We start from the raw sequence: 14,323 nt of genomic DNA on the forward strand, positions 1-14,323 counted from the left end.
GGCTCAATAACCCTTTGCACGCAGGCGATAGACCTTATCGAAAGGAATATCCTGCCGGACAGTGATCGTGATGACTTTGGCTTGCGGGTCATACAGCGTGGAGCGGATATTCAGATCGCGTTCCAGCGCCGTTTGTGCCAGAGACGTGCCATAAGAACCGCCAATGTTCATATTCACGGTGCTGCTTTTCTCGGTCACGTTCTGCGCCACCTGACCGCCAATCTGAATCGCGGCCAGCAGGAGGGTAGCTTTCAGCTTGCGCCACAGGTGTTCATTGACGACGCCCGGCACGCCAGACGTTCCCAATTCGTCACCGCCCGAAGCATTGCCAAAATAGATCGGCAAGCCGTCTTGCGTTACAACTTCATCGAACGCGACGAAAACCCGGTCTTCACCGTCAACAGGGCTGTCCATGACTTCGCCGTTCACGGTCGCGCCCTTTTCGATTAGAACAACCGTCCCGTCCGCGCTCATGACGTCATCCGCCAATTCGCAGGAGAGAGGGCCGGGAACGGCCGTGTTGATCGGTTCTTCAACCACGCAATGAAAAATTGTATTCCGGCGCAGCAGCAGGTGCATGTTGAAGGGTTTACCGATTACCGCCCGGCCGACATTGGCTTTCTGTTGTTCCGCCGTGCCGTCGATTTGTGGATTGTCCTTATCAGTCGCGGCCCCGGCCGGGCCGCCCGAGGATGCCGGAGCAGCGGCCGGACGAGGGGGCGGCGCACCCAGCCCGGCCGTGGTGTCTTCCAGCGCCCCAAACCCCATAGGAGCGGCCACAGCGGCCGTTGTGGTCTTGCCGGTGACGGGCGGGAGGCTATTCGCCGGGGGAGCCGTCCGGGCGGCCACCAGAGGCGGAAGCCGGGGTGCGATCCACGCCCGGCCGGGAGCGGGTTTGTATTCCGCTTCCTCTTGCGTCGGTTTGTTCCCGAAGGCGAACATATAAATTGCAATGGCGACCATCACGAGCAGGGCGGTCGCCAGCAGGGAGAAACGCATTTGCCGGGTCATGATTGACCGGCCGCGCGTCACATCCCGCCCTTTCGGGAGATTGGTGGTCGTATCGCTCATTGCGCCGCCTCCCTCACAACCTGCGTTGAAATCGTCCCGGTGCCTGGCTGATGGCCGATAGGGTCGTAAGCCATATTGTTCAGCGCGCACACGCGCTTGCCACGGCGCAGGATTACCCGCTTCGTGACCGTGTGCAGCGTCATCACAACTCCGTCCTTGGTATCGACTTGCGAGTGCTGGACGACCGATTCCAAGCCGTCTTGATCCAGCACATACGGCATCGGAATGGCCGTATGCGGGGCGAATAGCAGGCGGGTGGTCACGCCATCATCAGAAATGCCCGCTGACTTCTCCGGCCCGATCACGTCGCAGGAATTATCCGATTCATTGATGTTCTGCGCCGTGTAGTGCCAGTTACGCCCTTCCGCGTATGGCCCCTGTTCCTGTTTCAGCTTCCATTCAGCGAGAGCGTTGGCCTCTTTCGCTTCTGCCTCGGCCTTCGCCTTCGCGCGGGCGGCCGCCCCGGCTTCCCACGCGGCGCGACGCTTGGCCGCGATCACGTCCGGGTAGATCATATTGACGGCCTCATATTCCGAGCCTTCCGCGTCTGATTCCTTGCGCGTATCAAGCTGGAAACGATAATGCCGGGGCGTTCCATCCGGCGCTTGCGTGTTCAGAAACAGATATGATTTCGGTTCCGGCTGTAACGGTTGCAGCACAACCGAATTGCCGGACGCGATCAGGAACCAGTCATGAACAGTCTTCATCTGTTCCGGCTTCGTGGCGCTGGATACCAGTTTGCCCGCGAATGAAACCACCTGTTCGCCTTGCTCCAAGACGATTTGCACCGGGTTTAAGTCGGTGCTGGTGACATGGATCATGTCGGTTATGGTGTAGCTGGCCGTCCGGATACGAGAATCGGCCTTGCTAGGCACCGGCTCTTGTGTTGCCCACGCCGGAGACGACAGAACGGAGCAAGCCACGAGCGCAAAAGCGAATGTGTTTTTCATCGCGTCGTCACCTCATGGGATTCATACTGGATCACGGCAACGCTGGCCGGATCGTACGGCACGAGAACCTTTGTCGGCACCGGGGCCGGAACAAAGGTCATGGTGCCACGCATGGGGGTATCGACCGGCTGACCGTCCTTTTCGATCAGACGAAGCGTAAAGGTGAAATTCCATGAGTTCTTGCTGTTCGGGTCGGCATCAAGCCGCACATCCAGCACCGTCTTTTGAGCGTTCAGCCCATATTTGACGATTGGGTTATCCGGGTCGTTCTGGTCAAGCATCTGCTTTTGATAACGCGCCTGCTCTTTCCCGGCCGTCATGGCAGAAACAATATCGTACGCCTTTTGCGAACTCGCAAAAGTATATCCCTCACGATACGTCACATAATTGACCAGTGACGTTTGAAGAACGACCTTTTTTTCTACCGGCGTTAGGTCTTTCACATCCACCGGAGCGGAATAAGTGCCGTCATTATTTATGATGGCAATTTGAAAATGGTCGCGGGGATGCGGCCACGTCAAAGAGCGCACGGCTTCGACCAGTGCGAACAGGCCGAACACGCCCGCCAGACCCCATCCGGTATAGAACCGGAAGGATTCGGAGCGTCGCCGTTCCCGTTCCAGCGAATAGACTTCCTTCTGATGCTGGCGCAGGGCTTCATAATTCTCCGGACGCGGCACCATGCCTTCGGGTGCGCCGGACTGGTCAAGGGTTGTGGTTGTGGTTGACGAAGAAGCGTTCATTTCTTTGTTTCCGTGCTGGTTGCAGTGGGGGGCCAGGGCGAACCGGGCGGAAGAACCTCACCGGACGGCGCAGGGGCGGGTATGGACTGCATGGCGGTGTTCCATGACAGTTGCGGCCCTTTCGCCTTCGGTAGTTTCGGCATTTCGGAACATGCCGAGAGTGACAGGCCAAGAAAGGCCAAGGCCAAACGACGCATGTATTTTCCTTCCTTATGCGGGTGGCGGGAGCATGATCGGCGGCGGCGGCAGGGCGGGCGGGGGCGGGGGCAAATACCCAGCATCCCCACCACCCCCAGCCAGCATTGACGTGGTGGCGGCGCTTTCGAGTCGGGCCTGTCCAAGATCGAGGCTATAGCCGCCGAATCCGTCCGATCCGCCGCCTTCGCCTGACGCGCCAGAGCCGCCCGGCAGGGCGGCAGGCACAGGGGCCTCGCCCCCACTACCGCCCCCACTCAAAAGGCTCATGCCGCCCGTTGCAGCAGCGAGCGCGGCCGCGACGATTGGCGCGAAGGAGACGGCAATTCCAGTGCCGATCGAATAGGCCAGCGTCGGCAGCGAATAGATGGCAAAGGCCCCGAGGCAAATCCACACGACAAAGGAAACCTCGTTTTGAACGAGACCAGCCACGCCCGCAGCGTCCAAGGGGCTATTATCGTGCGCCCATCCGTCCGCCCCTGTCAGAACCATTTGCATCGTAATGACGGCCGCGACTTGCAGCACGATCATGGACACGCCCTTGCCGATCCACCGCTCAAAAATCGGGCGGGTGGTCGGGAACATGGCGCAACCGATGCAGACCGGCCCCAACACAACAACAATGGCAAATAGAAGACGGGCAATCAGATAGACACCCGCAATCAAAACCAAGCCTAAACCGCCGACCAGAACCGTAAGGACGGCGATTATACGTGATGCAATGTCAGTATATCCGGCGTTTTTAAGGATTTTTACCGCTCGGAGCCACATATCATTCCAGAGCGTATCAATACTTCCGGCCACGCCGGAAACCGTGCTGGCCTGACTACCGTTTGAAACGACCGCGTTACTGATGGCCGTAGGAAAACCCTGCTCCCAAACACCGACCACCCATTGATTAAAAACGGTCAAGTTTGTTGCGACGTAGAATATGAAAAGGATTTTCGCGAAATTGAATGTAAGGCTATTCAGGCGGTCCAAATCTCCGGCCGCGACTTTCCATCCTTCAATCGCCAGATAGATCACGGCGCAAGCAAGCAATGGCTGGCCCATTGCCGCCACAACTCCCGAGACGGCCGTGGTCTGTGCATTGGTGATTTGGGTGTCAAAATTCGTGACGAAAGACCCAATCGGCGCCAGTGCTTTCACAGTCGTCGTCATGGCCTTTACTCCGCCCCGGCCGAGGTCAGGCTTGTTTCCAGTGCTTCGGTACTGGACCGATCTGCCTGGGCCTGCCGTTGCGCCGCCTGTTCCGTTTGCGCTTCCTGCATCATCCGGAGTGCCGCTGTCTGGTTCGCCTGCTCTTGCGCGATGTTGTTTTCAATCTGCGCCCGGGCCGTCAGGTCCATCGTCACTTTTGGATCGCGCGCCGTGGCAAGCTGGTCCCGCATCTGTTGCAGCCCGGCAATACGATCCTGCGAAGACTGGTAGAGGATTTGCGCGGCCGCGATCTGCCCGGCAGTAGAACGCGCATTTGCGTTCATTTCCGTGGCGGCGAAATATGATCCAGACGACTGGAAATATTGTGTCTGCTGCAAGACCTGCAATGCAGATGTAGCAAGGTTTCCGGTAAATCCGCTATTTGACGACCGCAAAATCCCTTCCGCCGTCGCCAAGTCCTGCAATGGATACGTCTGTGCCGACTGCAAGAGCGTCGGAATTACCGAGGCCGCATTGGTTATTTGGGCCATAGACCCATAAAACCCTTGCAGTTGGGTCAGAGTATTTGACGAGACACCCGATATGTCGCTCAGCGTATTAAGCTGACTTGTCATAATTTTCGCCTGATCGGCCATGCGTGCAATGGCGGCCGTATCAATAACCGCCCATTGTGCATGTGCAGGAACAGGAGCGAACGGGCTGACGGCTGAAACAGCCATCAGCACGGGGAGCATTAACCGTCTCATGCCGCTTCCTTTCTCTCTCTCTTTTTCGGTTCCTTCGCCAGCGTCGGAGCCAGTCGCTCGAAATGCGGCACCCACTGTTCGGGGGCGGTTCCGTACTGCTCCTGCAATTCGCGCATCAGCCCATAGGTTGAGTCGCGACCCGACAGGACCGCCACTTGTGCGAGCGCCTTCCGCATGTCGTTCCGCAGCACCACGGAAGCGCCTGGGCGCTTCATCAGGAACGCATGGCGCATGTGCGGAAGCATTTGGGTAACGGCGTTGTATTCCGCGAGCGTTAGGCCGAGGTGCGGAATATGCGGGTTCTTTTCGTCGTCGCCGCACAGGTCCATGAAAGACGCTTCTGCATCTCCAAAGAAAATCTTTGTCGGATACTGTTCTTTCAGAGTGTATCCGATAGGACTGGCGACGGCATCGCGCGGGCTTTGTGTCGCGAGAACCATAGAAATTTCGCGCTTTCGTCCCGTCTTTGACTTGTCCTGTACTGTCTCGGTGAACACATCGACACCGCCAGCCTGCCAAAATTCATCAATCAGAAACTCTAGCGGTGTTCCGTCCGCATACTGGTTTGTCCGATAGAAGATATGGCGCAGCAGCGGCGTAGCGACTTCCTTAGCCGATCCGGCATTCAGAAGATCCGTTGTATCAAAGCCGGTCAGCATCTTGTCGCCTGACAGGCGATCAAAATGGCCGTCGAACACCCACCCGAGACGTTCGCCCCGGCACCAGCGCCGGAGCCGGGCGGCCGCGCCCGTAGTGTCGCGCTGGCCGAGCATCGCCGCAATGCCGCCAATGCTCCTATTTTCAGGGGGCATCGAAATTTGCATTTCAATCGCCCGCTGCAACAACTGGTCTTCGGCGGGAGACAGTTCGTAAGGCGACCCGCTCTTAATCAGGTCGATAAACAGCTTTTGCAGGTGCGACACCCAATCGGGATTATTCTGCGCCACCCGCAGCGGGGCAATGCCGGTATCCACGCCGGACGGAAGCACCAGATACTCGCCGCCGTTCGCTTCGACACAGGGCGCTAGGCCCTTGTCCTTGTCGATCACCACGCGCTGTACATCCAAACGGTCTTGCGCCGTCAGAAGCAGGCCCATGAGGGTGGTCTTGCCCGAGCCGATCCCGCCAAAAATCAGCATGTTCGCCACGTCTTCGCCTGGGCGAGCATGTGGCCCTTGCGCCTGCATGTGCATTGCGTATTCGGTGTCGGCCGACGAACGGAGCATGATGACCGGCGCACCCCAGCGGGATGACGGGCGGCCATACGGCACGTTGTGGAGGCTGGCGAACGACGCAAAATTGCGGCTGTTGATTCCGCCCGGCCGGGGCCGCAGATGTGCGTTCCCGGGCGATTGAGCAAAAAACGCCGCCTTTAGTGCTTCGTTCTCACGCACTAGAGTAATGCCCAGCCCACCACACAGGTTGACCGCCCGGCCGACGCCCCTATCCATTTCCTCCATGTTGCGGCCCCGGACGGACAGGGAAAAATGGTGACTTCCCCGCACATGCTCACGGTCGGCCAGTTCGTTCATTTCCCGGTTCAGGTCTTCCGTGGCCTTCGTCGCCTTGTCCTGCGAGGACATGCGTTTGCGGCGCAGCCGGTCCAGCTTGTCCAATGCTTGCGACCGCTGGACGCAGCAAAAGCTATTGGTCATGGTAAAACCAAACGGCGCACGCAGTAATCCGTCGAACAGAACCGGGCTTACTGTCTTCGGATAGTCGAAAAAGGACAGAAGCGACGCATAAACGTCGCCTAAGTCGCTTCGGAGCGCATAGGCATTATGCCCGAACTCCGGTTGCGAGGTCATGATCTGTCGCCCCATGCGGGACGCCCCGGCCGTCATAGGAATACGCCGGGAATAGCCGTGCATGATATAGTAAAGGGCTTCGGCAATCTCCTGATATTGTATGCCGTTCTCGGCAGTTTGGATGCCGAGGCGGCGCACGCCGAAGCCCATTAACTGTCCGCTGACGCGGGCAACAATTTCCTCGAAATCCTGCAAGAAATTGTCGTCAGCAGACGGCAGATTAGCGGCCGGTTTTTTGGCCCCCGTCAGAAATGCTTTCAGTTGCGTAAACGGCTGAAAGTCTGGCTTCACCAAAATCGTCAGGAACAGGTCGTTCCTGTATAGATCATCCACCATGCACTCACGATAGGCCGCGTCGAGACGCTGGCCGAACCACGTACGGCAAGGCGGCAGATCGGTCGGCACTTGGTGTTCTGCCCGCACGAAATGGTGCCAGATTTCGACCCCCGGGGCACTGACCCCGATTATCGCCATGTTGATGGCGTTCCGCATATTGGTCAGCCCTATGGCCGAAGCCAAATCGGACGCAAAGCCGGTCACATGCAGCATGGCGAACAATGATCCGTCCTGCATGATGCCCGTCTGTTCGTTCCAGTAACCAATTTGCGGCAGGTATTGGCTTGCAAGTTTAGTCATGCGTGTACCCCGCCCAAGCATCGGATTTCGTGGAAAGCAGGGGCAGGACTTCGCCCCGCCCCTTTGTCCGGTGTGCAAATGCGCTTCCCGTGATGAACCACAGATAGAGAATGCGCGGCCGGTTCACGTCCCGCGCTACGATAGCGCGGCCCGCGATTGCCATTGGCACCGACATGATAAGAAACCACGGGTTCGGATGCCCGGTGAACATGGTAATGACCACGACACAGGCAGGTCCGAACATGGTAACTATGAGCCACAGTAACGGCATACCAGCGGCAAGAACCGGGCGGGTATCAGCCAGGGCAATCTTGTCGGTTGGTAGCCGTTCCGCATCGAAGCGCGACGCCATATAGACCTTCCTTAGATTGAACTTGTGGTGACACCCATATGCGTGAGGCCGTAATATCCGCCGACGCACAGCAGCGTGCCCGACACGAAGCCAATCAGGATCGGCCCGAGGCTGCGCCCTTCACCGACCGCATGGACGCCCTTGTACATGCAGATGATGATGATTGCGGCTTCGCAAAGTCCGAGAAAATACGGCGCGAGTGTCGTAAGACCTGTTGACGGATCGACGGACCCCGACACGGCCGCCATTGCCGGGCTGGCCGACAGCACCCCGAGCGCGACGAACGCGCAAACAGCCGCCACACGCGCGAGCACCGGGGCGGGGGTTTCATCCTTCTGGATCATCATGGTTTTCCTTCCGTGTGTTTTATCAACCCCGGGAAAGGGGCGTGTTTTTCGGAAGTGTGTCGCTTGGGACAGCCACCCCCGAAAACAGGTTGAACGCCCCGGCACCGTCTGACGCGGTTTCCTCGGGCGTTTCAATTCCGTGGAGTATGTCATTGACGACATGCGGCCCCGCAGGCGCGGGCGCTGGCGGCGCGGTCGCCGGGAGAGGGTCAACCCTTACTCCGGCCTGCGCGTGGCCCTGCATGTCCGGAATCCCGCCCGCAGCGAGAACCTTTTTTACATACCCGTTGGAAAAACCTTTTATGTCGTCGCCAGTATTGTATCGGGAGAACGCTACCCGCAACGCCGACTTGTAGCCGTCGCGCAATACTTGCGCTCCGGCACGAATGGACCGGCAGGCGTCAAACGCATTCTCGACCGACAGGCCGAGGGCTGGCAGGTTTTTACTGTTGACCTGCATTAGCCCAAGATCGAGCGAATGACCGTCAGTCAAAAGACGACGCGCCAATTCCACGGCTTCGCCGGGTGTTTCTGGCAGGTAACGAGTTCTGGTCGTGTTGTCGTGAATCGAGAGAGTGTTGAAACCGCTTTCCACGCGGGCGATAGCGGCCAGCGTTTGAGGCGCGTCACCCGGCGCGCATTGTGTGACAAGTTGTGAAAAGAGTAGCGCACTCAGTATCATAAGCTCGCCCCTTGTAACGCCAAACGGCATTACGATGCCGCTTTATGATTTTTAGATCATATTGCGCGCCAAAGGCAAGGATTTATGATTAAAAAAGTTGGGCCGTTATTCTTCTTTGTTATCAATGCCTTCAAAGAGAATCGGCAACGTGGTTGCTAGTGCAGAGGCGATCCGCTGCATCTGTTTGATAGTCAAATTGACTTGGCCCCGCTCTATGAGGGAGATATTGCGTTGCCCGATACCTGTTTTTTCAGCCAGTTCTATTTGAGTGAAGCCGAGAGCCTTCCTTTTGTTCCGTACATTGATACCTAGACAATGCAAAACATGCTCTGTCGCCAAATCATTATCTGTCATTTGTTACTCGACAGCTAACAGGTTGCGTTCTCCGAGATTCCATCCGCCTCGCCTTCCCTCATTCTGATGGCGGACAGTTTATCTCAATTCCGACTCTCACCCCCATTATGTGCGATAACTGATATTATCACTCTTGACTAACCCCCATAGAACGGCGTTGAATATGATTTATATGACATAAATATGGGCGAGAAAGTGACGATATGGCTCCCGCATCATTATCACGTCCCCGTGATTCGTTCGCCTTCGAGACGGCCGGGCTTTTAGCTAGTCACCCGCCCGCCAGTATCTCCCCCCGCATCGTCGAGACGTTGAAGCGATATGCCACGCACGCCCGAGGCGCTTTCTCTGAACAGACGATCCGGGCCATTCGTTCCGATACACGGATTTTTTTTGACTGGTGCGGAGTCAGCAACATCACGCCTTTGCCCGCCACGCCCGAGGCCGTCGCCGGTTTCGTTGACGCTATGGCCGCAGAAGGAAAGGCCCCGGCAACTATCCGCCGGTACATCGCCAGCATTGGACACCTGCATATAGCGGCCGACCTTGAGACACCGACCCATAAGCAAATTGTGCGGTTGGCCCTGTCCCGTCATGCTCGACAGCGCGGCACCGAACAAGCCCAGGCACTAGGTGCGACACGGCGCTATATCGACCTGATTTTGCACATACCGGGATCAAGCCTTCTGATGGCCCGTGATAAAGCCCTAATCGCCACAGCCTATGACACTATGGCCCGCCGTTCCGAACTGGTGGCGATCCGCAAGAGTGACCTACAGTTCAACGCGGACGGCGATGCGGTTATCCGCATCCGGCGCAGTAAGACCGATCAGGAAGGCGAGGGCACGTTCCGATATGTCGCGCCGGATACCGCTGCACTGTTGAAAGAATGGATCGCGCGCGCCGGGTTGGGGGATGGAACAGGCGATGCCCCGCTATTCCGTTCCGTCCGAAAAGGCGGCCGCCAGATCGGAGAAGGGTTGTCACCCTACGATGTAACGCGGATCATCAAGCGGCTTGCACAGCAGGCCGGATTCGCGCCGGACATTACCGCGCGGCTTAGTTCGCATAGCCCACGGATTGGAGCCACACAGGACATGGAAGCCTATGACATCAGCATGGCGGGAATCATGCTGGCGGCCGGGTGGAAAAGCCCCACAATGGTAGCGCGATACACACGCCAGCAAGCAGCCGCCCGGAGCGGAGCCGCGCGGCTCGCACAGCGGCAGAACCGGGTATGAAAGGCCAGACCATGCACGACGACGCGCAAGGGTCATTGGACCTTAGCCCGATTTCCGCGAAGATTATTAGGCTATCGGCAGAAATTCGAACGATGCCGCCCGAGCGGCCGGAATTTTTGCATACGGTTTTGTGTCAGGTCGGATTGCCGCGTCGCCGCCCGTCCGAACTATTCTTTGAGCGCCGGAATGGCAAAGCCTCGCTCCTGATAACGGCGGGGAAAATGTATGACGGGGATGCCTGGGTGCAACAGATCGTGCCATATGGCACGAAACCACGTCTTGCCCTGTTCCACATCAGCAGCGAAGCCGTCCGGCTGCAATCCCGCACGATTCCGGTTGGTCGGTCGCTTCGCTCTTTCATGCGCCGTCTGAATCTGGATACCAATGGGCGCAGCATGGCCGCGTTTCGTCAGCAGATGAACGCCCTTTGCGCGTGCCAGATGCAGCTTGCCTATGGCCCCCGAAATATCAATGCCAAGCCGGTAGAATTATACGATGCTTGGACCAATAACGGAGCGCCCGGTCAGGAAAGCGTTATAGAACTGTCCGAAAAGTTTTGGGAAGAACTACGCGAAGCCGCCGTGCCCTTAGACAGCAGAGCCTTAGAAGGCTTGCAGCACTCATGCCTTGCCTTGGATATTTATACTTGGCTCGCACATCGTCTTCACCGGATTAAACGGCCATCAGGTGAAAACATCACATGGTCAAATATGCGGGCGCAGTTTGGTCAGGAATACAAAGGGCGGGAAGCAGACAAGGACTTTAAGAAGGCGTTTAACGTGGCGCTTAGACAGGTGCGGGAGGTTTACCCTACCGCGCGAATTGAAGAAGTCAGCACAGGGGCGATACGCACAGGCTTCCGTTTACTGCCCTCCCCTGCCCCGGTCGCGCCAACCACGACCTTTATTGATATGGGCCGGATTTCCTGCCAGTGATCCCGGCCCGGAGCCGACTGCATCACCTTGCCAGTTCCGGCCGCCAAACCCTGATGATCGAACGAAAATGCGCGTTGAGTTCGGGGGTAATCTGATCCGGATGTTTCCGGAGACGAGTGACGTAAGAAAAAACGGCAATTATGTCGTCGGCAATTTCGGGATCAAGCGCCCAGGCCCACGTAAGGTCATATCCTCCGCATTCCTCGGCGTTCCACCATGCCAGTAGAAAGCCCGAAACGAGGCCGGACTGGTGCGTGTCTCCTTTGGCGATCTCCACCAAGCGGGGTTGACTACACGAAAGTGCATTTGAGGCCATCGTGTGGAAAGTACGCTAAACAACGTTTAGCATGAACAGTAGAAGAACGTCTGGGTAGCGTGATCTTGTCTGAGGGCAAGTCGCTGTTTCTTTGTTGAACAACGGCAAGCAGCACGGAAGTTAGCGGATGAAATATTCGCTAACGCGCCAATATGGCTGTTCACGAGAAAGTACGACGGTTTCAACCGCGTTGGGTTTGTTAGCGAAACGCGTCTGGAACTGAATGATCTGATAGTCACCCGCCGGCGTGCCCGGCAGCGTTTTTGTCTGCATCACGCTTTGGAAGGTGCGTGATGACGGGCGTCCCAACGGTTGTCGTACAGACTGGATCGTAGTGGCCCACTGCGCCGAGGTGATCTTTGCCTTGAACAGTGTGCCTGCGGCTTGCCAGCTTGCATCCCACTGCCCTTCATCAAGCAATTCGACCCATTTGCGGGCATCCGCCGATGCCTTTGTTTCGGCAGGACGGGCAATGCTTGTCGAAATATTCTGGGCGGAAACCCGGGCGTCGTCCTGCCCGCTGATGGTCAAAAGCGCTGCGGCCGCAATGATAAGAGACATGATAAGCATTCCTCCGGTAAGCCACGCCAGGCGATGCCCCGATGATCGCGGCAATTCTGGCTCTTTGGCCCTATCCACCGAAGAAGCTGCTTCGACACCCCCAATTTCCTTGGGGCCGACAAAATTGGGGGTGCCCCCATCCATCTCGGCGAGACGTCGGGCAGCTTCACGGCTGCTCGAAACGCCCAGCTTGCGCCGTGCATCGCGTAGGCGGTCATTTATTGTGTGCACCGACAGACCAAGCGTATTGGCAATGGATTTTGCGTCATGGCCGACCAGAAGCAGACGCAGCGCTTCTTTCTCTCGCGCGCTGAGAACCACTTGATCGTCTGTTGTCATGATACAGCCGATGGTGTCGGCCGCGCGACGCCAAGTCGCTTCATCTCGCGATAGACGGTCGATCGCCCGATCCCGAGCTGACGCGCCGCTTCAGCCGGCGACACGCTCGCCGCGATAAGTTTCAGCGCCGCGCTTACCTTGTCGCTGTCGAGCGGCTGCCGCCCCGGCAACCTGCCCTTTGCCCTCGCCGCCGCAATCCCGTCGCGTGTACGTTCTGAGATCAGTCGCCGCTCAAAATGCGCAATGGCGCCGAAGACGTGGAAGATCAGCTCTCCGGCTGCGGAGGAAGTGTCGATTTTCTCCTCCAGGCTGAGCAACGCTATTCCGCGTGAGCGGAGCATGGTCACCGTTGTCAGCAACTCTCCCAGTGAACGACCGAGGCGGTCGAGCCGCACAACCGCAAGCGTATCGCCCTTGCGTGCGTATTCCAGCAGCTCGTCCAGTCCTGGTCGCTCCATGCTCTTGCCCGACATCACATCGGTGAACACACGGATCGTACCGGCTTCTTCCAATCGCATACGCTGCCCGGCCACATCCTGATCACCGGTACTGACACGCGCGTATCCCAGAATGCCGCCCATGGCGCCGTCTCCCAAACGACCGTTCTGTGGACACTGAGTGAATGACCATTCCGGATCGACAATATCCGTCCACATAATGCGTCTCTTTACTCTCCGCTGTCCATAGCCGAGACTGACCTTTTGTGGACGGAATGACAGCGTGACCAGGCTCAAACATCACCTGCTGACAGCCCAGGAACGGGATCAGATGCTCGCCATCCCGACAGACCGGGACAGTCTGGTCCGCCTTTACACTTTCGAGCCATCGGATCTGGATATCATCGGTTCCCGGCGCAGGCGACGCACCCAGATGGGCGTTGCCGTGCAACTGGCGTTACTCAGGCACCCGGGAACAACACTGGCTCAGTTTGTGCAGGACGTCGGATCGACGCCATCCGCGTTGGTCGCCTTCGTGGCAGACCAACTTGAGCTTTCCGGCAGCGACCTCGCCGATTACGCCGCGCGGGAGCAGACGATGACCGATCATGCCCGCGATCTGATGACGATCCTTGGCCTGCGCGCGCCCCAGAGAGCCGATATCCCGTTCATGATCGAGGCTGCGGCAAACGCAGCCTGGGCCACGGACAGCGGCATCGTAATCGTCCGGGCCGTGATGGACGCGCTACGCCATGCCAAAATCGCACTCCCTTCGATTTCAACCATCGAACGCGCCAGCATTGCGGGACGGGCGCGGGCCCGACGGAAGACCGCGCAGGCGTTAACGCAGGGCCTCACAGGCGATCAGGTCACGGCGCTGGATCGGCTTTTCGCCACAACGCCTGAAGGGAGCATCAGCCAACTTGCCTCGCTCAAGACCATACCGGTTGCCGTCAAGCCGGATCACATCAAGCGCATTCTGGAATTGTTGAGACAGGTTCGACAGATCGGGATTGATCCCGTCGTCGCCAAGCGCATTCACATCGACCGCTTTCACCAATACGTCCGGGAAGGCCGGATATCTCCGGCCTCGATGATCGAGCGCTACACGCCATCACGCCGTTACGCCACGCTCGTCGCTTTCCTGATCGATGCCGAGGAACGTCTGACGGACAGCGCCCTGGACATGGCTGACAAGCTGGTCGGCAGCATCTTTACCCGGGCACGGAACACAAAGGCCCGCAGCTTTTCGGCAACATCGAAGAACGTCGCACGCCTGATGCGCCTGTTTCAGGCGACCATCGATGCCTTGGCCGAGGCGGCCAGCGACGGCAGAGATCCTATGGAAACTCTGGATGCCACGGTCGGATGGGCGACCCTGTTGAAAGCAAGGTCAGAGGTTGGGGCGATCGCCAGGACTGCCGACCTCGATCCTCTGACAGCCGCTGC

17 protein-coding genes are annotated in these 14,323 nt (G+C 58.1%); 3 read left to right on the forward strand and 14 right to left on the reverse strand.

Annotated elements, in window-relative coordinates:
• Positions 1-3: 3 nt before the first annotated feature.
• The 11 genes from GOB81_RS14745 to GOB81_RS14795 form a co-directional block, all read right to left on the reverse strand.
• The gene (locus GOB81_RS14745) at positions 4-1,071 is read right to left on the reverse strand and encodes a TrbI/VirB10 family protein (protein WP_173571156.1); all 1,068 of its coding nucleotides are present in this window, start codon (positions 1,069-1,071) and stop codon (positions 4-6) included.
• Positions 1,068-2,021 (reverse strand): TrbG/VirB9 family P-type conjugative transfer protein, encoded by a 954-nt coding sequence (locus GOB81_RS14750; RefSeq protein WP_277876928.1) that lies wholly within the window; start codon positions 2,019-2,021, stop codon positions 1,068-1,070. Before GOB81_RS14750 ends, GOB81_RS14745 begins: the two co-directional genes overlap by 4 nt.
• Positions 2,018-2,764, reverse strand: coding sequence for a type IV secretion system protein (locus GOB81_RS14755; protein ID WP_173571158.1), 747 nt, complete (start codon positions 2,762-2,764; stop codon positions 2,018-2,020). The genes GOB81_RS14750 and GOB81_RS14755 overlap by 4 nt, the downstream gene beginning before the upstream one ends.
• Positions 2,761-2,961, reverse strand: coding sequence for a hypothetical protein (locus tag GOB81_RS14760; RefSeq protein WP_173571159.1), 201 nt, complete (start codon positions 2,959-2,961; stop codon positions 2,761-2,763). Before GOB81_RS14760 ends, GOB81_RS14755 begins: the two co-directional genes overlap by 4 nt.
• A 13-nt stretch (positions 2,962-2,974) precedes the next feature.
• Complete coding sequence (locus tag GOB81_RS14765) at positions 2,975-4,120, reverse strand: type IV secretion system protein (RefSeq protein WP_173571160.1); 1,146 nt, start codon at positions 4,118-4,120, stop codon at positions 2,975-2,977.
• A 5-nt stretch (positions 4,121-4,125) separates the two neighbouring features.
• Positions 4,126-4,866, reverse strand: coding sequence for a type IV secretion system protein (locus GOB81_RS14770; RefSeq protein WP_338421374.1), 741 nt, complete (start codon positions 4,864-4,866; stop codon positions 4,126-4,128).
• Positions 4,863-7,388 (reverse strand): VirB4 family type IV secretion/conjugal transfer ATPase, encoded by a 2,526-nt coding sequence (locus tag GOB81_RS14775; protein ID WP_173571162.1) that lies wholly within the window; start codon positions 7,386-7,388, stop codon positions 4,863-4,865. Before GOB81_RS14775 ends, GOB81_RS14770 begins: the two co-directional genes overlap by 4 nt.
• Positions 7,303-7,662 (reverse strand): VirB3 family type IV secretion system protein, encoded by a 360-nt coding sequence (locus GOB81_RS14780; protein ID WP_173571163.1) that lies wholly within the window; start codon positions 7,660-7,662, stop codon positions 7,303-7,305. The genes GOB81_RS14775 and GOB81_RS14780 overlap by 86 nt, the downstream gene beginning before the upstream one ends.
• Positions 7,663-7,673: 11 nt before the next feature.
• Complete coding sequence (locus GOB81_RS14785) at positions 7,674-8,009, reverse strand: hypothetical protein (protein ID WP_173571164.1); 336 nt, start codon at positions 8,007-8,009, stop codon at positions 7,674-7,676.
• A 22-nt stretch (positions 8,010-8,031) separates the two neighbouring features.
• Positions 8,032-8,691 carry a lytic transglycosylase domain-containing protein gene (locus tag GOB81_RS14790; protein ID WP_173571165.1) on the reverse strand — a complete coding sequence of 220 codons (660 nt, stop codon included), beginning with the start codon at positions 8,689-8,691 and terminating at the stop codon, positions 8,032-8,034.
• A 105-nt stretch (positions 8,692-8,796) separates the two neighbouring features.
• On the reverse strand, positions 8,797-9,045 hold the full coding sequence (locus GOB81_RS14795; RefSeq protein ID WP_173571166.1) for a helix-turn-helix domain-containing protein: 249 nt from the start codon (positions 9,043-9,045) through the stop codon (positions 8,797-8,799).
• A gap of 203 nt (positions 9,046-9,248) precedes the next feature.
• On the opposite strand from GOB81_RS14795, the gene GOB81_RS14800 reads away from it, so the two are divergent.
• Positions 9,249-10,286 (forward strand): tyrosine-type recombinase/integrase, encoded by a 1,038-nt coding sequence (locus tag GOB81_RS14800; RefSeq protein ID WP_173571167.1) that lies wholly within the window; start codon positions 9,249-9,251, stop codon positions 10,284-10,286.
• Positions 10,283-11,221: a replication protein RepA gene (locus GOB81_RS14805; protein WP_242010303.1), complete on the forward strand. Its 939-nt coding sequence runs from the start codon at positions 10,283-10,285 to the stop codon at positions 11,219-11,221. The genes GOB81_RS14800 and GOB81_RS14805 overlap by 4 nt, the downstream gene beginning before the upstream one ends.
• A gap of 22 nt (positions 11,222-11,243) precedes the next feature.
• Here the strand turns inward: GOB81_RS14805 and GOB81_RS14810 are convergent, their stop codons facing one another.
• From GOB81_RS14810 to GOB81_RS14820, 3 genes are all read right to left on the reverse strand, one after another.
• Entirely contained in the window at positions 11,244-11,498 is a 255-nt protein-coding gene (locus tag GOB81_RS14810; protein WP_456304169.1) for a DUF7673 family protein, read from the reverse strand.
• A 159-nt stretch (positions 11,499-11,657) separates the two neighbouring features.
• Entirely contained in the window at positions 11,658-12,437 is a 780-nt protein-coding gene (locus GOB81_RS14815; RefSeq protein ID WP_173571169.1) for a helix-turn-helix domain-containing protein, read from the reverse strand.
• Entirely contained in the window at positions 12,434-13,093 is a 660-nt protein-coding gene (locus GOB81_RS14820; RefSeq protein ID WP_231100957.1) for a recombinase family protein, read from the reverse strand. Before GOB81_RS14820 ends, GOB81_RS14815 begins: the two co-directional genes overlap by 4 nt.
• A 64-nt stretch (positions 13,094-13,157) precedes the next feature.
• Between GOB81_RS14820 and GOB81_RS14825 the strand changes: the two genes are divergently transcribed.
• The coding region (locus GOB81_RS14825) for a DUF4158 domain-containing protein (RefSeq protein WP_173571170.1) at positions 13,158-14,323 on the forward strand (1,166 nt) is incomplete at its 3' end.

The organism is Acetobacter conturbans (assembly GCF_011516755.1).
GTDB lineage: Bacteria > Pseudomonadota > Alphaproteobacteria > Acetobacterales > Acetobacteraceae > Acetobacter > Acetobacter conturbans.